Source organism: Mycobacterium sp. E2479, from assembly GCF_001667925.1.
Lineage (GTDB): Bacteria > Actinomycetota > Actinomycetes > Mycobacteriales > Mycobacteriaceae > Mycobacterium.
Window position 1 is genome coordinate 33,181 of record NZ_LZJR01000071.1, and the last position, 20,853, is coordinate 54,033.

The window sequence follows — 20,853 nt, forward strand, 5'->3', positions numbered from 1 at the left end:
TCTTGGGGCATTAAACAAACAATCACGAACCTACTTGGCGGTAATAAGCGGTTGACGGAATCGGATCCTCCGGGGCAGCCCGGCGCGGTTGGGAGGCATGACGATGCGGTCGGATGGACTGACGATTGTTGCTGAGGCGCCTGCACGCGGTGCGGGGCTCAATCAGGTGATCGGGCTGTCGGTCGCCGCGGTGGTGATCACCCTGCTGTTGCTATGGGTGGGCTATGCCCATCGCACCCATCGCATTCAATGGTTGACCCGCGCGGCCGACGGAGTCGGCAATAAATTCCACCGGCCCGGCTGGGTTGCCCTGCCGGTTCTGGTGTTCACCACATCCATCATTTGCGCCCTGTTCGGTTTCATTTGGGACGTCAGCTGGCATATCGGTAACGGCCGCGACCCCGGACCGCTGGCCAACCCGGCGCACTACTTCATCATCATCGGATTGTTCGGAATCTTCCTCGGAGGAATGACGGCGGTCGTGCTGCCGTACGACCAGCCCGGTCCGGCGGCGGTGCGGATCACCCAAAACTGGCGCGCACCGGTGGGCGGTGTGCTGATGGCCGGTTGCGGGCTGTACGCGATGATCGGGTTCCCGCTCGACGACATCTGGCACCGCATCTTTGGCCAAGACGTAACACTTTGGGGCCCAACACATTTGATGATGATCGGGGGCGCCTGCTTCTCCTTGTTCGCGGTGCTGATGCTGGAGCGCGAAGGTGAGGCCGAAGAAGGCGAAGACGTCTACCACGGAGTCTTCATCACCTTCCTGCGCTACCTGTCCTTCGGCGGGTTGTTCATCGGCTTGTCGGTCTATCAAATCGAGTTCGATTTCGGCGTCCCGCAGTTCCGCCTTGTGTTCCAACCCATGCTGATCGCGGGCGCGGCGGCCCTGGCGGCGGTCGCGGCGCGCACCACGATGGGGCGAGGCGCGGCTCTGATTGGTGCCGTTTTCGCCATTGCCCTGCGTGGTGGGGTCGCCTTGCTGGTCGGGCCGATACTGGGGGCCCCGATCAACTGGTTCCCGCTCTACCTCGGCCCCGCGCTGGTGGTCGAGCTGATCGCGCTGACTCCGGTTTTCAAGCGTCCCATCGTGTTTGGTGCCGTCGCCGGGCTGGGCGTGGGCACGGTCGGGCTCTGGCTGGAGTCGCTGTGGATCGCGGCGGTGTACCACTACCCCTGGCCGATCAGCATGTGGGGCGAGGCTCTGGCCATGGCCGTGCCGGTAGCGGTCCTGATGGGTATGTGCGGGGCCATGTTCGGCATGGTGCTGACCGGGCAGCGGCTCCCCGGGCGCGCCATCGGCATTTCGGTAATCGTGGTGACGGTGTTGGTGATCGGCGGCGCGGTGGCCAACGGCTTGCACATCGCGGTGCCAAGCAAGAACAACGCCACCATCACGTTGACCGATCTGCCCAGTGCACCGGGGCAGCGCATGGTGTCGGCCGACGTGCAACTGCTACCCGCCGATATGGTCAGCGACAATCCCGACTGGCTCACGATCCTGTCCTGGCAGGGGCGTATGAATAACGATCGCGGCCTGGTCATCGACCGGCTCGCCAAGGTCGGGCCGGGGCACTACCGCTCCACCCAGCCGGTTCCGGTGTGGGGCGATTGGAAGACTCTGCTCCGGGTCCAGGACGGCCGCATGATGACGGCCGTGCCGATCTGGGAACCGGCGGACGCCGCCATTCCGGCCCCCGAGGTCCCCGCGCTGGCATCGAGCACGCGGCCGTTCGTCCTGGAAGTCACCATCCTGCAGCGTGAACGCGACCAAAGCGCGCCGGCTTGGTTGTTCACCGCGGGCGGGATCGTGGTGCTGTTCCTGACGCTCATGGTGATCGCCGGATTGACCTGGGGCGCCGGCCGGCTCAACAACTCCCTCGCCGAGCCGGAACCGGCGGAAGACAAGCAGCCGATTCCGCGGGCGGCGTAGGGCCATGTCACTTCGAGGCACTCTCGTAGGGGCGTGCGCGGCGGCGCTGGTCTGTGGGCTGGTCGCATGCGGGGGCTCCACCAGTAAGTCTCCGGCCGCACCGCTGACGATCGACGTGACCATCGCCAACGGGCAGGTCACGCCGACCAACGCCACGCTGCAGGCCAAGGTGCATCAGCAAATCACCCTGCGGGTGACCAGCGACGTCACCGACGAGCTGCATGTGCATTCGACACCGGATCACAAGTTCCAGGTCGCGGCCGCACCCAACCAGACGTTCAATTTCGCCGTCGACGTTCCCGGCAATGTCGCGGTGGAGTTGCACCATCTGGACAGGACCATCGCAACCATCCAAGTGCAGTCGTGAGCTCCGCCGCCGCGGCGGTGGTGCTGGCGCACGGTCTCGGTGGGTCGGCTGACCTTCCGGTTCCCTACGCCTACGCGATGGTCGGGGCCGCCTGGGCACTGACCTTCACCTTCGCCCTGGTGGCGTTCGCGTGGCGGCGGCCGCGGTTCGATCCGCTCAAGCCGGGCCGACCCTTGCCGACGGCGCTGACGACGTTTGTCGACTCGCGGGTGACCCGGTACTCGGCGGCCGCGGTGGCCCTGGTGTTCGCGGCGTGGGCGGTGGCCGCCGGGGTGTGGGGTCCCGACTCGGACTCCAACGCGCTGCTCGGCGCCTTCTACGTGCTGCTGTGGGTCGGGCTGGTGGCTCTGTCGTTGGCCATCGGGCCGGTGTGGCGGGTGATCTCGCCGATGCGCTCGGTGTATTTGCTGCTGCGGCGCATCGCGCCGGAGCGGCTCGCCCGGCCGCGGCTGTCCTATCCCGAAGGCTGGGGCTATCGACCCGCCGCGGTGGGCCTATTCGCCTTTGTCTGGATGGAGCTGGCCAGCCCGAATCCCGCATCACTGCCGTGGGTCATGACGTGGATAGGCGGTTACGCCGTGCTGATGCTGGTCGGCGCTTGGCTGTGCGGGCAGCGCTGGCTGGCCCGCGCCGACCCGTTCGGCGTCTACAGCGTGGCCGTTTCGCGGCTCTCGGCATTTCGGCGCAGTCGGGAGACCGGGAAGGTCGTCATCGGGAACCCGCTCGACCATCTGCCGTCGTTGCCGGTGCGGCCGGGTGTCGTGGTACTGCTCGCGGTGCTGCTCGGCTCGACGGCGTTCGACAGTTTCGCGTCGTCGCCCACCTGGCGCGGCTTCTCCGACCAACTCACCCGCGAATTCGGCGCGCCCCCGTCATTGGCGTCGTCGGTGCTGCGCACGGTCGGATTGATCGTCTTCATCTGCGTTGTGGCAGTGACGTTTTCACTCGCGGCCCGTGCCGCCGGTGGGGTCACCGCGGAGCAGCGCCACGAATTGCCTGGCGAGATGGCGCATTCGCTGATTCCGATCGTGGTTGGCTACATCTTCGCGCACTATTTGTCCTACCTGGTCGAGCGTGGACAGCAGGCGGTGTTCGCGCTGGCCGATCCGTTCGGCCGCGGTTGGAATCTGCTCGGGCTGGCGCATTTGCACGTGGCCTACGTCTTGTCCATGCATCCGCCGGTGCTGGCCGCGGTCAAGGTGACCTGCGTGGTCACTGGGCACATCGTCGCGGTGATCGCGGCCCACGATAAAGCGCTGCGCCTGCTGCCCGCCGGCCATCAGCTCACCGGACAGCTGACGATGATGCTGGTCATGGTCGGCTACACCTTCACCGGTTTGTATTTGCTCTTCGGGGGCTAACCGCCGATCAGGCGCTCGAGCTTCGTGTTGCCATCCCAGCGGCGCAACGCCGCGAAGCTGCCGTCGATCTGGGTCGGCCGGGCCGCGATGCGCAACGCCCGCCCCAGCTGCGCGCCGCCGACCCGGCGCACCAGGGTCACGTGCGCGGTCCATTGACCGGGCAGGCTGTTTGGCATCGGAGCGGGCTTCAGGTGCGGCGCGCAGACCCGATGCACCTGGGCGTGCAGGGCCAGCAGCTCGCCGGTGGGCACCACCAGCCGCGCGAAAACCGCGCTGGCGCGGCCGAATAACACCGGCGCACCGATGAGGCAGCGCAGCGGCAGCTGTTCGCTCACCGGGCGCAGCAGCTCGTCAACGTCGGCCTCGATGGCTTCGGCCACGGCCAGCGTCACGTGTGGCCGGCTGGCCGGTGCCTGACTGGGAATTCCGGCCGTGGCCAACACTTCCCAGATGTGCCTGATGGCCACCTCGGTGTCGCGGTCGAAGACCAGCTCGATGGAGTGGACCATCAGGCCACCAGCGAGGTGACCCAGTCGCGGTCGAACGCCTGGGCGCACAGCGTCGCGAACTCGGCGGCGTCCAACGACGCCGCCCCTTCCGGCAGCGCTGCGCGCACGGCGGCCAGCCGGGCCAGCGCCGACCGGTTCGTCGTCTCCACTACCCCGGGCCGGCGCGGCCAGCTGCCGATGACCAGTCCCGCGCAGCAAAGGTTCTGCGCGGCAATCGATTCCAGGGTCAGCGCGGTGTGGTTGAGCGTGCCCAGCGACGGGCTGACGACGACCAGCACCGCGGCACCCAGCGCGACGGCGAGATCGCGTGCGGTGACGCCGTTTTCACCGAGCTCGACCAACAGCCCCCCGGCGCCCTCCACCAATGTCAGTCGGCCCGGCCGGTCCAGCTCCCCGATGAGCGCCAGCAGCTGCTCGCCGGTCGGCAACGGCATTCCGGCCGCCTCGGCGGCGGCCGCCGGCGCCAGCGGCCGCGGATACCGGCCGAACCCGGCCAGCTCGCTCACCCCCGACAGCCGGGCCACCTCGGCGAGGTCATCGTCCCCGGCGTCGGTGCCGGTCTGGACCGGTTTGCACACCGCGACGTCGAGGCCGGCCTGACGGGCGTGACAGGCCAGCGCCGCGGTGGCGACCGTCTTGCCTACTCCCGTGTCGGTGCCGGTGACGACCAGGACCGTCACCGGCACGCCTCAGCCATGCTTGGCGAGCACATCGGTCAGCACACGGCGCGCGACCTCGAGCTCGGCGTCGTCCAGCGACGCGCGCGCGGTCAGCCGCAGGCGCGACGTCCCGACGGGCACCGTCGGGGGCCGGAAGCAGCCCACCCGTACGCCGGCATCCAGGCAGGCCCCCGCCGCGGCCACCGCCACGTCGGGGTCGCCCAGGATCACCGACACCACCGCCGACTGCGGCGCGGCGAGCACGCCGCAGGCCTCGCCCAAAATGGCGGCGTGGCGCAGCACCGCGTCCGGTCGCCAGGGCTCGGACCGCAGCACCGCCAGCGCGGCCCGCGCGGCGCCCACCGCCGCCGGGGCCAGGCCGGTGTCGAAGATGAACGTGCGCGCGGCGTCGATGAGATGGGCGCGCACCGACGCCGGCCCGAGCACCGCGCCGCCTTGACTGCCCAGCGCCTTGGACAGCGTGGTGGTCATGACCACGTCGGGCGCACCGGCCAGCCCGGCCTCGTGCAGCAGCCCGCGCCCGCCGCCGCGCACCCCGAGACCGTGCGCCTCGTCGACAATGAGCAGGGCGCGGTGGCGGCGGCACGCCTCGTGCAATTCCCGCAGCGGCGCCAGCGCGCCGTCGGTGGAGAACACCGATTCGGTGATGACGATCGCGCGCTCCTCGTCGCGCGCCTGCAGCGCCGCTTCCACGGCGCCGACGTCACGATGCGGGGTCACCGCAACCCGCGCGCGAGACAGTCGGCAGGCATCCACCAGCGACGCATGCGAATAGTCATCGGAGACCAGCAGCGAACCACGGCCCGAGAGCCCGACCACGGCGCCCAGGTTGGCCGCGTAGCCGGAGGAGAACAGCAGTCCGGATGCGGCGCCGACGTAGTCGGCCAGCTCGGCCTCGAACTGCTGGTGCAACTCGGTGTCACCGGTGACCAGCCGGGACCCGGTCGCCCCCGCACCCCACATGCGCAGCGCGGCGACCCCGCCATCGATCACGTCGGGGTGTTGCGAGAGCCCGAGGTAGTCATTGGAGGCCAGGTCCAGCTCGGTGGCGACGGCGGGACGCGGCCGCAGCGAGCGGCGGAGCCCGGCCTCGCGGCGCTGCCGTTCCACCGCCTCCAGCCAGGCCAGCGGGGAAACCTCGATCGGTGCCTTCATCGGCGTTCAGCCTAGTGGCGGTCGCCGGCGCGGCGGAGCCGGGCGCTAAGGTACCTCCCGCTTGCGGGGGCGGGCCGTCATCGCCGGCCAACGAGGCGGGCGACCTGCACCATCGCCGAGGTGATCTGGGCGATCTGGTGGGGCGTGCAGATGTAGGGCGGCATCGCGTAGACGAGGTTGCGAAAGGGGCGCAGCCAGACACCGTTGTCCAGCGCCGCCGGGGTGGCGACGGCCAGGTCGACCGGGCGCTCGCATTCGATGACGCCGATCGCACCGCGCACCCGTACGTCGCTCACGCCGGGCAGCGCCCGGGCCGGCTCGAGGCCGGCCGCCAGGCCGGCGCCGATCTCGTTCACCCGCTTGCGCCAGTCCTGCCCGAGCAGCACCTCGACGCTGGCCACCGACACCGCGCAGGCCAGCGCGTTCGCCATGAACGTGGGGCCGTGCATCAACGCTCCGGCCTCGCCGCCGCTGATGGTGTGGGCGATGTCGGTCGTGCACAGGGTGGCAGCCAGGCTCAGATATCCACCGGTCAGCGCCTTGCCGACGCACATGATGTCCGGGCTTACCCCGGCGTGGTCTGCGGCGAAAAGCTCGCCGGTGCGCCCGAAGCCGGTGGCGATCTCGTCGAAAATCAGCAGCACCTCGTGTCGGCGGCAGATGTCGCGCAGGTCGCGCAGGTATTGCGGGTCGTGGAAGCGCATGCCGCCGGCGCCCTGCACCACGGGCTCGACGACGACGGCGGCGAGCTCGGTGCAGTGGCGGACCAGTTGCTCCTCGAACGCCGCGCTATAGCCGGCGTCGTAGTGCCGCGGCACCTGCGGAGCGAACACCTGTTTGGCCAGGATGTCGGTCCACAGCGAGTGCATGCCGCCGTCGGGGTCGCAGACGCTCATCGGGGTGAAGGTGTCGCCGTGGTAGCCGCCGCGCCAGGTCATCAGCCGGTGCTTGCCCGGCCGGTCGCGGCTGCGCCAGTACTGCAGCGCCATCTTGACCGCCACCTCCACCGACACCGATCCGGAGTCGCTGAAGAACACCGTGTCCAGTCCCGCTGGGGTGATGTCGACCAGCAGCTGGGCCAGACGCGCCGCGGGCTCGTGGGTCAGCCCGCCGAACATGACGTGATTCATCGTGCCGAGCTGGGCGGACAGTGCCGCATCCAGCGCAGGGTGGCCATGGCCGTGGATCGCGGTCCACCAGGAGCTCATGGCGTCAAGCGCCTCGATGGCGGTGCCGTCGCGAATCAGCGTGAGCCAGGCGCCGCGGGCGCCCACCGCCACCACCGGGGCGACGGCTTCGGCGCCGATGGTGCTGTAGGGATGCCACAGGTGCGCGGTGTCGATCGCGCTGATCTGCTCGGGCGTCAGCCCGGCGTTCGCCGCGGGCATAGTGATCGAGGGTAAAGCAGCCGATTCGCGCAAAACCGGGACGTCGGGAAGCATGAGACAGCATGGCCATGCCGCAGCAGCCCAACAGCGCAGCGCCCGGACCCGCGGACGGGTCCACGCCGGGGCCCGGCTGGTCGAGGGACATCGACGACCCGCTGCTCGAGTACGACGACGAAGCGCCCCGGGTGCTTCGCGTGCGGGTGGCGCCCTGGGACATCGCGTGCACCGTCGCACTGCTGGTCCTGCTCGCGGTGCTGGCCACGGCGACGACCTGGCCGACGCGACTATTCGGCTTCTTGGCGAACGTCTGCGAGGACGAGACGTGCGGGCCGGTTCCCTATGGGCTCGACCTGTACATCCACCCGGTGGTGTGGGGCGGGATCGGCGCGGCCATAACCGCAGCGGTCATCGGGCCGGTCGTTTCCCTGCTGAAAGGCTGGTACATGTCCTTCTGGCCGGTGCTGGCGCTGGCGCTGGTCATGGTCAGTTCGATAGCCGGATCGCTGCTGACCATGTTCAGCCAACGCTACTGGCTCTGATCGCCCGCTAACCCGCGGGCGGCGACATGCGGATTGGTGGCCAATTGAGACCGAAATCACAACTGCGCACAGGGGATTGGGCGCGCCCGTCACCGTCCGGTCACGGTACGACAAAAAATCCCGCGCGGACCTGGCGGTTAACACCATTTGTTGTCAAAGTTGCTTGTGTGACTGATGTGAATACGGCGCCCTGACCGCCGATTCACTTCGCAAGTGCCATGGACCGAGTCCGTCCCAGCGCGGGGGCACGGGTTGGTTCATGAACCGGGGGGCGGACGCGCGAAGTCACCGCGCCGAGCTCATTGAGCGCCTGAGAGGCCAGAAAAATGAAACGCATCTACGCCTTCGCGATCGGCTTGGCCCTGCTCGGGGCGCCGATGGTGGTTCCCGCCATCGCGACCGCCGACCCGGGCGCCAGGTCGATGGACTACCAGCAGGCCACGGACGTGGTGATCGCTCGCGGTCTGTCGCAGCGCGGTGTGCCGTTCTCCTGGGCCGGTGGCGGCATCAACGGCCCCACCCGCGGCACCGGCACCGGCATCAACACCGTCGGTTTCGACGCCTCCGGCCTGATGCAGTACGCGTACGCCGGCGCCGGCATCAAGCTGCCGCGGTCGTCCGGCGCGATCTACCGGGTCGGCCAGAAGATCTTGCCGCAGCAAGCCCGCAAGGGTGACCTGATCTTCTATGGGCCCGAGGGCACGCAGAGCGTCGCGATGTATCTGGGCAACAACCAGATGCTCGAGGTCGGCGACGTCGTGCAGGTCTCGCCGGTGCGGGCCAACGGCATGACGCCGTACCTGGTGCGGGTGCTCGGTGCGTCCGCGCCGGTGCCCCAGGCGCCGGCGCAGCAGGCGCCGCAGCAACTGCCCGCCCAGCCGGCCCCGCAGCAGCCGCCCACCCAGCAGGCCCCGCTGCAGCAGTCGCCATACCAGCAAACGCCACAGCAGCTGCCCACCCAGCAGGCACCGCTGCAGCAGTCGCCATACCAGCAAACGCCACAGCAGCTGCCCACCCAGCAGGCACCGCTACAGCAGGCACCAGCTCAGCAGGCACCGCTGCAGCAAGCTCCCGTGCAGCAGCTGCCGACCCAGCAGTCGCCGTTGCAGCCGACGGGCGCCGGCATCGGCAGGTAATTTCCCGGTCGAGTCGCAGCCGTCCGACGCCCGCCACCTGCTCCCCCCGCCCGTGCTGTCGGGAGCCGGTGGCGGGTTTTCGGTAAATTGACTATCGATCATGCAGACTCCGCCACCGTCTCCTGCGCCGGACGCCATCGCCGATCCGCGGGCCACGGGGGTGCACAAGGCGGGGTCAGAGAGGTTCTATCGCTACGACCTCGACGGCTTGCGCGGCATCGCGATCGCGCTGGTCGCCGTCTTCCACATCTGGTTCGGCCGGGTCTCCGGCGGAGTGGACGTGTTCTTGGCGCTGTCCGGGTTCTTCTTCGGCGGCAAGGTCATTCGCGCCGCGCTGAACCCGGCTGTGCAACTGTCGCCGGTGTCCGAGGTGATCCGGCTGGCCCGGCGCCTTCTTCCCGCCCTCGTCGTGGTGCTGGCCGGATGCGCGGTGCTGACCATCCTGGTTCAACCGGAGACCCGCTGGGAGACGTTCGCCGATCAAAGCCTAGCCAGCCTCGGCTACTACCAGAACTGGGAGCTGGCCAACACCGCATCCGATTACCTGCGGGCGGGCGAAGCCGTCAGCCCCTTGCAGCACATTTGGTCGATGTCGGTGCAGGGCCAGTTCTACGTCAGCTTCCTGCTGTTGATCGCCGGCCTGGCCTACCTGTTCCGGCGCCGGTTGGGCGCCCGGTTACGCACCGTGTTCTTGGCGGTGCTGACCGCGTTGACGGTCGCGTCGTTCGGCTACGCGATCGTCGCGCACCAGCAGGACCAGACGGCCGCCTACTACAACAGCTTCGCGCGAGGCTGGGAGCTGCTACTGGGCGCGCTGGTTGGCGCGCTGGTCACCCGCGTCCGCTGGCCGATGTGGTTGCGGACGGCGTTGGCGACGGTTGCGCTGGGCGCGGTGCTGTCCTGCGGGGCGCTGATCGACGGCGTGCACGAATTCCCCGGCCCGTGGGCCCTGGTACCGGTCGGCGCCGCCATGCTGCTCATCCTCGTCGGGGCCAACCTGCAAGGCGGAAGCGGAACGGGTGGCGGGCTGCCGCTGCCGAATCGGCTGCTGGCCACGCGCCCGCTGGTCGAGTTGGGAGCCATGGCGTATGCGCTGTACCTGTGGCACTGGCCGCTGCTCATCTTCTGGCTGTCCTACAGCGGACACAAACACGCCGGCTTCCTCGAAGGCACGGTGCTGCTGCTGGTGTCCGGTGTGCTGGCGTATCTGACCAACCGGCTCGTTGAAGACCCGCTGCGTTACCGCGCCTCCGCGAAGCCCGCTGCGCCGGCGCCGACCATTCCCTGGCCGACGCGGCTGGCCCGGCCGACGATGGCGCTGGGATCGGCCATCGTGCTACTTGGCGTGACGCTGACCGCGACCTCCTTCACCTGGCGCCAGCACGTCACGGTCTTGCGGTCGGCCGGCAAGGAGCTCAGCGTCCTCAACCCGCAGGACTATCCCGGCGCCCGAGCCCTCACCGAACACGTGCGCGTCCCCGCGTTGCCCATGCGGCCCACGGTCTTAGAGGTCAAACAGGACCTGCCCGTTTCGACCCGCGACGGGTGCATCAGCGACTTCGTCAACCCCGCGGTGGTCACCTGCACCTACGGTGATGTGGCCGCCAACCGGACCATCGCGCTGGCGGGTGGGTCACATGCCGAGCACTGGCTGCCCGCGCTGGACATCCTGGGCAAGCTGCACCGCTTCAAGGTGGTCACCTACCTCAAGATGGGCTGCCCGCTGTCGACCGAGCAGGTCCCGCTGATCATGGGCAACAACGCCCCCTACCCCCAGTGCCGGGAATGGGTGCAACGAACGATGACCAAACTGGTCACCGACCGGCCCGACTACGTCTTCACCACCACCACCCGGCCATGGAACATCAAGACCGGCGATGTGATGCCTGCCACCTATATCGGGATCTGGCAAACCTTGTCCGACAACAACATTCCGATTCTCGGCATGCGAGACACGCCGTGGCTGGTCAAAAACGGTCAACCGTTCGACCCGGCGGACTGCCTGGCCAAACGCGGCGGCACCGCCCAGTCTTGTGCGATCAAGCGCTCCGACATGCTCTCCGACCGCAACCAGACGCTCGACTTCGTCACGCAGTTCCCGCAGCTCAAGGTGCTCGACATGACGGACGCGATCTGCCGCACCGACGTGTGCCGCCCGGTCGAGGGAAATATCTTGATCTATCACGGCGCCCACCACCTGTCCCCTACCTACGTACGGACCATGGCCCCCGAATTGGGCCGCCAGATCGCCGAGGCCACCGGCTGGTGGTGACGCGCCCTACTCCCCGGCCTCCAGCGCGCGTGAACGCAACGGGGCGCGGATAGGGTCAAAGGGTGTCAACCAACAGTCCCGCTTCAGAACCAGGCGGTAACCACCAACCCAAACTCGCCACCGTGTGGCCGGGCAACCCGTATCCGCTCGGGGCCTCCTACGACGGCGCGGGAACCAATTTTTCGTTGTTCTCCGAAATCGCCGAGAAGGTCGAGTTGTGCCTGATCGACCATCACGGCAGCGAGTCGCGGATTCCCTTGGAAGAGGTGGACGGATTCGTCTGGCACGCCTATCTGCCGAACATCAACCCCGGCCAGCGCTACGGCTTTCGCGTCTATGGCCCGTTCGACCCGCCAGCCGGTCACCGCTGTGATCCCAGCAAGCTGTTGCTCGACCCGTACGGCAAGGCTTTTCACGGCGACTTCACTTTCGGCCAGGCGCTGTTTTCCTACGACATGAAGGCGGTCGACCCAGACGGGCCCAACGCCGATGGAGCCGACCCGGGCATTCCCCCCATGGTCGATTCGCTGGGCCACACGATGACCAGCGTGGTGAGCAACCCGTTCTTCGATTGGGGATCCGACCGCGCACCGCTCACCCCATATCACGAGACCGTCATTTACGAGGCCCACGTCAAGGGCATGACCCAGACCCATCCCAGCATCCCCGAGGAACTCCGGGGCACCTACGCGGGCCTGGCCCACCCGGCCGTCATCGACCACCTCAAGTCGCTGCGGGTCACGGCCATCGAGCTCATGCCGGTGCACCAGTTCATGCACGACTCGCGCCTGCTGGACCTGGGTCTGCGAAACTACTGGGGCTACAACACTTTCGGATATTTCGCCCCGCACAATCAGTACGCGGCCAACCGCACGTCCAGCGTCGCCGAGTTCAAATCCATGGTGCGCAGCTTCCACGAAGCCGGCATCGAGGTGATCCTCGACGTGGTCTACAACCACACCGCCGAGGGCAACCACCTCGGACCGACCATCAATTTCCGGGGCATCGACAACGCCGCGTACTACCGGCTCGTCGACACCGACTTGCGGCTGTACAAGGACTACACCGGCACCGGCAACAGCCTGAATGCGCGCCACCCGCACGTGCTGCAGCTGATCATGGACTCGCTGCGCTACTGGGTGACCGAGATGCACGTGGACGGTTTCCGCTTCGACCTGGCCGCCACGCTGGCCCGCGAACTGCACGACGTAGATCGCCTGAGCGCGTTCTTCGATCTGGTTCAGCAGGATCCGATCGTCAGCCAGGTCAAATTGATCGCCGAACCGTGGGACGTCGGCGAGGGTGGCTACCAAGTCGGAAATTTCCCGGGTTTGTGGACCGAGTGGAATGGGAAGTATCGCGATACTGTGCGCGACTACTGGCGGGGCGAGCCCGCAACACTGGGCGAGTTCGCTTCCCGGCTGACCGGGTCGTCGGACCTCTACGAGGCGACCGGTCGCCGTCCCAGCGCCAGCATCAACTTCGTCACCGCACACGACGGATTCACGCTGGCCGACCTGGTGTCCTACAACGAGAAACACAACATGGCCAACGGGGAGGACAACCGGGACGGAGAGAGCCACAACCGATCGTGGAACTGTGGCGTCGAAGGACCCACCGACGATCCCGACATCACCGAGTTACGCTGCCGCCAGATGCGCAACTTCTGGGCGACCCTGATGCTCAGCCAGGGAACACCGATGATCGCCCACGGCGACGAGTTCGGGCGCACCCAAAACGGCAACAACAACGTGTACTGCCAGGACTCCGAATTGTCCTGGATGGATTGGTCTTTGGTCGACAAGAATGCCGACCTGCTGGCATTCGCCCGCAAGGTGAGTACGCTGCGCAAGCGCCATCCGGTGTTTCGCCGGCGGCGGTTTTTCGAGGGCGAACCGATCCGCAGCGGCGACGAAGTGCGCGACATCGCCTGGATGACGCCGGCCGGGGCGGAGATGACGCACGAGGATTGGGGTGAGAGCTTCCACAAGTGCGTGGCGGTGTTTCTCAACGGCGAGGCCATCACCGCCCCCGACGCCCGCGGCGAACGGGTGGTCGATGACTCGTTCCTGTTGTGTTTCAACGCGAGTGAAGATCCGGTGGAGTTCGTGATGCCGAACAGCGACTATGCGAAAGAGTGGACCGTGGAACTCGACACCAACGAACCCGCCGGCCGGAAAGAAGGGGCCGATCAGCCGGTGACCGCCGAGGAGAAGGTGTCGCTTCCCTCGCGCTCATTGTTGGTATTGCGTAAGACGCAGTGACGCATGGCTTTACCCGTCGTCTCCACCTACCGGCTCCAACTTCGTGGTGAATCGAGTGGCTTCGCGTTCACCTTCGCAGACGCGGAAAACCTGCTCGACTACCTGAGCGACCTCGGGGTGTCGCACCTGTACCTGTCTCCGATCATGACCGCGACCACGGGGTCCAGCCATGGCTACGACGTCACCGACCCCACGACGGTGTCACCCGAGCTCGGCGGCTCCGACGGCCTGGCGCGGTTGTCGGCGGCGGCCAGGACGCGCGGCATGGGGCTGATCGTCGACATCGTGCCCAATCATGTGGGCATCGATCAGCCGCAGCAGAACCCGTGGTGGTGGGATGTCCTGCGGAACGGGCGTTCTTCGGCCTACGCAACGTATTTCGATATCGACTGGGACCTCGATGACGACGGCCGCATCGTGCTGCCGGTGCTGGGTTCCGACGACGACACGGCCGACCTCACGGTCGACGGGGACCTGTTGCGCCTGGGCGACCTGGCGTTTCCGATCGCGCCCGGTACCGCGGGGGGCGGCGGGCCCGAGGTGCACGATCGCCAGCACTACCGGCTGGTGGGCTGGCGCAACGGCGTGTGCGGCTACCGGCGCTTCTTCTCGATCACCTCGCTGGCCGGGCTGCGTCAGGAGGATCGCGCGGTCTTCGACGCCACCCACGCCGAGGTCGGCCGGTGGTTCGCGGAGGGGTTGGTCGACGGCATTCGCATCGACCACCCCGATGGTCTGTCCGACCCGTGCGGGTATCTGGCGTGGCTGCGCGAACTGACCGGCCCGAAAGCCTGGATCGTGATCGAGAAGATCCTGGCCGTCGACGAGGCACTGGAGCCCACCCTGCCCGTGGGCGGCACCACCGGCTATGACGTGCTGCGTGAAATCGGCGGCGTTCTGGTCGATCCCAACGGCGCGCCTGCGCTGACCGCGCTGGTGGAATCCGCCGGCGTCGACTACTCCGCGATGCCGGACATGCTGGCGAAACTGAAAATCCATTCGGCCACCGACACGCTGGCCAGTGAGCTGCGCCGCCTGCGCCGCAGCATCGTGGCGACCGCAGGCGCCGACCACCCGCAGCTGCCCGAGGCGGTGGCAGCGCTGCTCAGCCACATCGAGGTCTATCGCAGCGACTACCCCGGCCTGGTCGCGCTGTTGCCCACCGCACTGGCCGAAACCGAGGCGGCCGCGCCACAATTCGGCCCGGCGCTGCAGGTGCTGGCCGCGGCGCTGGCCCGCGGCGGGGAACCCGCCACCCGACTGCAGCAGCTCTGCGGCGCGGTCACCGCCAAGGCAGTCGAGGACTGCTTGTTCTACCGCGACGCCCGGCTGGTTTCGCTGAACGAGGTGGGCGGCGAACCACAGCGCTTCGGTGTCGGTGCGGCCGAATTTCATCACAGCGCCGCCACCCGCGCCCGGCTGTGGCCGCAGACCATGACGACGCTGACCACCCATGACACCAAGCGCGGCGAGGACGTGCGGGCCCGCATTTCGGTGCTGTCACAGGTGCCCTCGCTGTGGACCGAATTCCTCGCCCACTGGGAGATCGGCGCGCCCTCCCCCGATCCGGCGACGGGACAATTCCTGTGGCAGAACATCTTCGGCGTATGGCCCGTCAACGGCGAGGTCACCGCCGCGCTGCGGGAACGGCTGCACGGCTACACCGAGAAGGCCATCCGGGAAGCGGCCTGGCATACCTCGTGGAATGACCCGGACGCCGAATTCGAGGGCGCGGTGCATCAATGGCTGGACACCGTGCTCGACGGCCCGGTGGCCGGCCAACTGACCGAGCTCGTCGCCCAACTCAATCCGCACGCCGCCAGCGATGCGCTGGCCCAGAAGCTGCTGGCGTTGACCGTGCCCGGGATTCCGGACGTGTATCAGGGCACCGAGCTGTGGGACGACAGCCTGGTCGACCCGGACAACCGCCGCGCCGTCGACTATGCCGCCCGCCGCGCCGCCCTACAAGACCTGCAGCATCCGAAGATCCGGGTCGTCACCACCGCGCTACGCGTGCGCCGTCAACATCCGGACACCTTCCTGCACGGCGACTACGTCCCGCTACTCGCCAACGGCGACGCCAGCGATCACGTCCTAGCCTTCCGCCGCGGCGAGGACATCGTGGTGGCGGTGACCCGCTGGACCGCCCGACTGGCCGAAACCGGCTGGGGGAACACGGTTTTACCGCTGCCGGATGGGACCTGGAAGGACGCCCTTACCGGGGTGATCGCCGACGGTCCGACGTCGACCGGCCAATTGTTCGCCGACCTGCCCGTTGTTCTGCTGGAGCGCCACCATGACTGAATTCCGGGTCTGGGCGCCCAAACCCGCGCAGGTTCAACTCGACGTCGAGGGCCAGGTGCACGCCATGAAACGTTCGGCCGGCGGCTGGTGGCACACGACCGTGGATACCGCGGCGGATGCCCGCTACGGCTACCTGCTCGACGACGATCCCACCGTGCTGCCCGACCCGCGCTCACCGCGGCAGCCCGAGGGAGTGCACGCGCGCTCGCAATTGTGGGATCCGGTCGCCGCGGCGTGGACCGACAGCGGGTGGGCCGGCCGCTCGGTCGAAGGCGCGGTGATCTACGAGCTGCACCTGGGCACGTTCACCGAGGCCGGAACCTTCGACGGCGCCATCGAGAAGCTGGACTATCTGGTCGATCTCGGCATCGACTTCGTTGAGCTGATGCCAGTGAACTCCTTCGCCGGCACCCATGGTTGGGGATACGACGGTGTGCTGTGGTACAGCGTGCACGAGCCCTACGGCGGCCCCGACGGGCTGGTGCGCTTCGTCGACGCCTGCCACGCCAAGGGTTTGGGAGTGCTGATCGACGCGGTCTTCAATCACCTCGGCCCCTCGGGCAACTACCTGCCGCGCTACGGGCCCTACCTGTCGTCGGCCAGCAACCCGTGGGGCGAGGGCATCAACATCGCCGACGCCGATTCCGACGAGGTGCGCCGCTACATCATCGGGTGCGCGCTGCGCTGGATGCGCGACTTCCACGCCGACGGGTTGCGGCTGGACGCCGTCCACGCCTTGGTGGACACCACCGCGATCCACATCCTCGAAGAGCTTGCTACCGAAACGGACTGGCTGGCAAAGCAGTTGAGGCGTCCGCTGTCATTGATCGCCGAGAGCGACCTGAACGACCCGCGGTTGATCACCCCGCGCGACCGTGGCGGCTACGGCCTGACCGGCCAATGGGCCGACGACATTCATCACGCCATCCACACTGCGGTGTCCGGCGAACGCCAGGGCTATTACGACGACTTCGGCAGCGTGGCCACCCTGGCGCAGACGCTGCGCCAGGGTTTCTTCCACGCCGCCACCTATTCGTCGTTCCGGCGTCGCCGCCATGGGCGGCCGCTGGATACCAGTGAGGAATCCGGGATCCCGGCGACCCGGCTGGTCGCTTACACCTGCACGCACGATCAGGTCGGCAACCGCGCCCTGGGAGATCGTCCGTCGCAGAACCTGACCGCTGGCCAGCTGGCGGTCAAAGCCGCGCTGGCGCTCGGATCCCCCTACACCGCCATGCTTTTCATGGGTGAGGAATACGGGGCCTCGACGCCGTTCCAGTTCTTCAGCTCGCACCCCGAACCGGAGCTGGCCCGCGCCACCGCCGAAGGACGCAAGGCCGAGTTCGCCGAACACGGCTGGGACGCCGACGAGATCCCCGACCCGCAGGACCCTCAGACGTTCGCCCGCTCGAAACTGGACTGGACCGAGGTCGGCACGGGCGAGCACGCCCGGCTACACCGCCTGTATCGGGACCTGATCGCGTTGCGGCGCAGCCACCCCGACATGGCCGACTCCTGGCTGGACCACCTGACGGTCGACTACAACGAGGACGAGCGCTGGATCATCGTGCGTCGGGGCCGGTTGCGCATCACGTGCAACCTGGGCGGCGAGCAGGTCAGGATCCCGGTCGGCGGTGATGTCGTCCTTGCTTGGGACGAGCCAACCGTCGACGCGGACAGCACTGTGCTACAAGGTCATTCGTTCGCCATCCTGTCAACCTGAGCGGACTGTGGATAACTGACTGGCGGCCGGCCGGCCCACGCCCGATGATGTCGCCATGAGTCCATCTGAATTCCGTCCCCGACGGATCTGCCTGCGCAAGCCAAGCCACCGCGCCCCGAACACGGCGTCGGACCGGCGCACCGTGCGCCACGACATCGCGCCTTCTGCCGGCGGCGAGCCGTTATGGAGCGGTCCCCGCCCCGGTGCCAGCGACGACGAGGGCGCTTGAGTCGCGGCTACACGATCGCGCGGCCGGCGGGATGCACCGCTCGTGCCACCGCGTCGGCGAGCGGATCGATCTCATCGAGGGTCAGATCCGAGATCGTGATGCGGATGCCCGCCGGCGTGGTCATCCGGAACCGGCTGCCCGGCGCGGCCGCCCAGCCCGCGCCGAGCAGCCGGGAAATTGCGACCGCCTCGTCGGGAACGGGCACCCACACGTTGAGCCCGGAACGCCCGTGCGCCGATAGGCCGCGCTCGCCCAAGGCGCTGCACAGCCGTTGACGGCTGGCGGCGTAATGCCGTTCGGCCGTCGCGACCAGCACCGCCGCCGCCTGATCGGACCACAAGTCGGCGGCGAGCCGCTGCAGGAAATGGCTGACCCAGCCAGGCCCAAGCCGCAACCGGCCATGCACCCGCTCGACGGTACGGTGGTCGCCGGCCAGGACGGCCACCCGCAGATCGGGGCCGTACGCCTTGGAAGCCGAGCGGACGAACGCCCAGTGCGCGGTGCAGCCGGCCAAGGCGTGCAGCGGTACACCGGCGATGCCCGCGCAGTGGTCGTCTTCGACCAACAGCAGGTCGCCCGCCCGCTGTGTCAACAGCTCACGCAACGACTCGGCACGATCCGCCGAAAGCGCAGCGCCCGTTGGGTTTTGCGCGCGGTTGGTGAGCACGACAGCGCGCACCCCGCTCCGCAAGGCCCGGGCCAGGTCGTCGGTCAGCGGACCGTCGTCGTCGACCCGCACCGGCTCGGCCGAAAGCCCCAGTGCGGCAAGGAGATCGAAGAGGTTGGCCCAGCCCGGATCCTCCACGGCGACGCGATCGCCGGGGCGTAGATGCGCGGTGAGCGCGCGTTCGATGCCGTCCAGTGCACCGCTGGTCACGGCCAGGCGATCTGCGGGGACCCCATCCGCGGCCAGCGCGTGCCGGGCGAACTCCTCCAGCCTCGGCGAGACGGCTTGCTCGCCGTAGAGCACCACCCGACCGGCGCCCGAACCGGCCGGCGAGGCGCCCGCGATGGGTAACAGCTCCGGGTTCGGGTTGCCGGTCGACAGGTCGCGCACGCCCGCGGGCACGTCCAGGCCGAGCAGTGAGCGCGGAGTCGTCGCCGGGCGGCGGCGCACGCGGGTGCCGCGCCGGCCGGCGGTCTCGACGGCGCCGCGATGACGCAGCAGGCGGTAGGCCGCGGCGGCGGTGTTGGCGTTCACGCCGAGCCGGGCGGCCAGCTCGCGAACCGGCGGGAGCGCGTCACCGGGCGCCAGGGCGCCGGCCGAGATCGCCGCTTCGATGCTGCCGGCTATGGATTCCGCGCCGCTTCCCGTTATGCTGCTTTGTACTGGCACGCAATGAATTATGTACTAGGACAATGTAGAGGGCAATTTCGTGGAGACCGGATATCAGCCGACGGCACGCACTACCCCCACCCGGTACCGCGAGCGCGCCCACTACGACCGCCGCACCATTCACGCCATCCTCGACGAGGCGCTGATCTGCCATGTGGGCTACTCGAGCGGGCAGCGGCCAGTGGTCTTGCCCACGACGCATGCCCGGTTCGGTGAAACGCTCTACCTGCACGGTTCGACTGGCAGCGGCCCGTTGCTGGCGGCCAAGGCGGCCAACCGAGCGGGGGTGGGTCTGCCCGTCTGCGTCACCGCCACCCTGGTCGACGGCCTGGTGCTGGCCCGGTCCGCGATGCACCATTCGCTGAATTTCCGTTCCGTGGTCGTGGTGGGCGATGCGCGCATCGTCGACGATCCGGCGGAGAAGTCGCAGGCGTTGCACTGCCTGCTGGACCACATCGCGCCGGGGCGCGCCGACGATTGCAGGTCCCCCAATGCCCGCGAGCTCGCAGCGACCGGGGTGCTCGCCCTCGACCTCGTCGAGGTGTCGGCGAAGGTGCGGAACGGCCCCCCGGCCGACGATCCCCAGGACGTTGCGCTGGCTCACTGGGCGGGCGTGGTGCCGCTGAGCCTGGCCGCCGGAACACCGGTGCCGGCCGACGACCTCAACCCCGGCACTTCGGTGCCGCCATACCTCAGCCACCGCCGCCCCTGAGCAGCCGGGTTGCTCACGCGTCCGGCTGCCGGGGGCCGACCCGGCCGCGCGCCCGCCTGGTGTTATCCCACCAGAATCCGGCGAGGATGACGGCGCCGGCCCAGGCCATGCCCAGCAGCCAGCCGGAGACCACGTCGCTGACGTAGTGGACTCCCAGATACACGCGGGAGAACCCGATCACGTACACCGCACCGATTGCCGCGGTCCAAACCATCACGCGCCCGCTCCACCAGGAGATCAGCCAGCGCGTCAGCATCCACGCAGTGATGAACATGATCGCGGCGGTACCGGTCGCGTGTCCGGACGGAAACGAATACCCGTCCGCGTCGACCAGGGCGAAAGGCAAAGGCGGGCGCTCGCGACCTACCAAGGCTTTGGCGGTGAAGAGCACCAGTGGAACGCCACCGCCACCAACGAGAGCGAGCACCACGGGCCGCCACGACCTGCACCGCCAGGCCGCGGCAACGGAGATTGGCAAGGCAAGGGCGGCCAGCAAGAGCGGACCGCCTGCGAGGGTGACCACCCGCAGGACGGTGGTCAGCCACAGGTCGCGGTGGGCCGCAAGCCACGAAGTTATCGGCCGGTCGAATCCGGCGATGCCGTCGCCCTCGAGCACGTCGTCGAGCACTTCGGTGAAACCGACCGCCAATGACACGACCACGACCAGCCCGAGCAGCAATGCGACGCTGGCGAGTTCGCTCGTGGGCAGCCGATCGGTCAGCGCCCGCCCCTTCTCGCCGATGCGCCGCCGCACCCATGCCGTGGTCTTGTTGATCGCGGCAACTTCGGAAATCCGCTGCCCGAGTCCCAGTAATCGCGGCCCCCGCCGAGCAACCCAAATCGCCGCCCACACAAGCAGTACGAGCGAACCTACGACGAAGGCGCTAACCAGCCCGAAACCGCCGGCACCGGGTCCGAACGGCTGCTGCATGTTCGCCGCCC

17 protein-coding genes are annotated in these 20,853 nt (G+C 68.3%); 11 read left to right on the forward strand and 6 right to left on the reverse strand.

Going from position 1 to position 20,853, the window contains the following annotated elements; all coding sequences use genetic code 11:
- Positions 1-103 precede the first annotated feature (103 nt).
- From A5686_RS08960 to A5686_RS08970, 3 genes are read left to right on the forward strand one after another with little or no spacing between them, the layout of a single operon-like run.
- Positions 104-1,936 carry a hypothetical protein gene (locus A5686_RS08960; protein ID WP_067933405.1) on the forward strand — a complete coding sequence of 611 codons (1,833 nt, stop codon included), beginning with the start codon at positions 104-106 and terminating at the stop codon, positions 1,934-1,936.
- Positions 1,937-1,940: 4 nt separating this feature from the next.
- A complete protein-coding gene (locus A5686_RS08965) occupies positions 1,941-2,303 on the forward strand; it encodes a hypothetical protein (RefSeq protein WP_067933225.1) in 363 nt (120 codons plus the stop codon).
- The gene (locus A5686_RS08970) at positions 2,300-3,664 is read left to right on the forward strand and encodes a hypothetical protein (protein WP_067933228.1); all 1,365 of its coding nucleotides are present in this window, start codon (positions 2,300-2,302) and stop codon (positions 3,662-3,664) included. Before A5686_RS08965 ends, A5686_RS08970 begins: the two co-directional genes overlap by 4 nt.
- Here the strand turns inward: A5686_RS08970 and A5686_RS08975 are convergent.
- From A5686_RS08975 to A5686_RS08990, 4 genes are all read right to left on the reverse strand, one after another.
- Entirely contained in the window at positions 3,661-4,173 is a 513-nt protein-coding gene (locus A5686_RS08975; protein WP_067933230.1) for a 2'-5' RNA ligase family protein, read from the reverse strand. The two genes, A5686_RS08970 and A5686_RS08975, sit on opposite strands and share 4 nt — an antisense overlap.
- Entirely contained in the window at positions 4,173-4,853 is a 681-nt protein-coding gene (bioD, locus tag A5686_RS08980) for a dethiobiotin synthase (protein WP_067933406.1), read from the reverse strand. The genes A5686_RS08975 and bioD overlap by 1 nt, the downstream gene beginning before the upstream one ends.
- A 9-nt stretch (positions 4,854-4,862) precedes the next feature.
- Positions 4,863-6,008, reverse strand: a complete 1,146-nt coding sequence (locus A5686_RS08985) for an 8-amino-7-oxononanoate synthase (protein WP_067933233.1) — start codon at positions 6,006-6,008, stop codon at positions 4,863-4,865.
- 77 nt (positions 6,009-6,085) lie between these two features.
- Complete coding sequence (locus tag A5686_RS08990) at positions 6,086-7,396, reverse strand: adenosylmethionine--8-amino-7-oxononanoate transaminase (protein WP_067933235.1); 1,311 nt, start codon at positions 7,394-7,396, stop codon at positions 6,086-6,088.
- A 62-nt stretch (positions 7,397-7,458) separates the two neighbouring features.
- On the opposite strand from A5686_RS08990, the gene A5686_RS08995 reads away from it, so the two are divergent.
- From A5686_RS08995 to A5686_RS27585, 7 genes are all read left to right on the forward strand, one after another.
- Positions 7,459-7,935, forward strand: coding sequence for a hypothetical protein (locus A5686_RS08995; RefSeq protein WP_067933236.1), 477 nt, complete (start codon positions 7,459-7,461; stop codon positions 7,933-7,935).
- Positions 7,936-8,261: 326 nt separating this feature from the next.
- Positions 8,262-9,071: an NlpC/P60 family peptidoglycan-binding protein RipD gene (gene ripD, locus A5686_RS09000; RefSeq protein ID WP_067933238.1), complete on the forward strand. Its 810-nt coding sequence runs from the start codon at positions 8,262-8,264 to the stop codon at positions 9,069-9,071.
- A 100-nt stretch (positions 9,072-9,171) separates the two neighbouring features.
- Positions 9,172-11,343, forward strand: coding sequence for an acyltransferase family protein (locus tag A5686_RS09005; RefSeq protein WP_067933240.1), 2,172 nt, complete (start codon positions 9,172-9,174; stop codon positions 11,341-11,343).
- Positions 11,344-11,405: 62 nt separating this feature from the next.
- A complete protein-coding gene (glgX, locus tag A5686_RS09010; RefSeq protein ID WP_067933242.1) occupies positions 11,406-13,607 on the forward strand; it encodes a glycogen debranching protein GlgX in 2,202 nt (733 codons plus the stop codon).
- Positions 13,608-13,610: 3 nt separating this feature from the next.
- Complete coding sequence (gene treY, locus A5686_RS09015; protein ID WP_067933245.1) at positions 13,611-15,911, forward strand: malto-oligosyltrehalose synthase; 2,301 nt, start codon at positions 13,611-13,613, stop codon at positions 15,909-15,911.
- Entirely contained in the window at positions 15,904-17,634 is a 1,731-nt protein-coding gene (gene treZ / locus A5686_RS09020; RefSeq protein ID WP_067933247.1) for a malto-oligosyltrehalose trehalohydrolase, read from the forward strand. The genes treY and treZ overlap by 8 nt, the downstream gene beginning before the upstream one ends.
- A 55-nt stretch (positions 17,635-17,689) precedes the next feature.
- Positions 17,690-17,863, forward strand: a complete 174-nt coding sequence (locus tag A5686_RS27585; RefSeq protein WP_197520524.1) for a hypothetical protein — start codon at positions 17,690-17,692, stop codon at positions 17,861-17,863.
- A gap of 7 nt (positions 17,864-17,870) precedes the next feature.
- On the opposite strand, the gene A5686_RS09025 is transcribed toward A5686_RS27585, so the two are convergent.
- The gene (locus tag A5686_RS09025; protein ID WP_067933248.1) at positions 17,871-19,199 is read right to left on the reverse strand and encodes an aminotransferase class I/II-fold pyridoxal phosphate-dependent enzyme; all 1,329 of its coding nucleotides are present in this window, start codon (positions 19,197-19,199) and stop codon (positions 17,871-17,873) included.
- A 40-nt stretch (positions 19,200-19,239) separates the two neighbouring features.
- On the opposite strand from A5686_RS09025, the gene A5686_RS09030 reads away from it, so the two are divergent.
- Complete coding sequence (locus A5686_RS09030) at positions 19,240-19,911, forward strand: pyridoxamine 5'-phosphate oxidase family protein (RefSeq protein WP_067933250.1); 672 nt, start codon at positions 19,240-19,242, stop codon at positions 19,909-19,911.
- Positions 19,912-19,924: 13 nt separating this feature from the next.
- Here A5686_RS09030 and A5686_RS09035 read toward each other — a convergent pair whose 3' ends face one another.
- Complete coding sequence (locus tag A5686_RS09035; RefSeq protein ID WP_067933252.1) at positions 19,925-20,842, reverse strand: phosphatase PAP2 family protein; 918 nt, start codon at positions 20,840-20,842, stop codon at positions 19,925-19,927.
- Positions 20,843-20,853 lie beyond the last annotated feature (11 nt).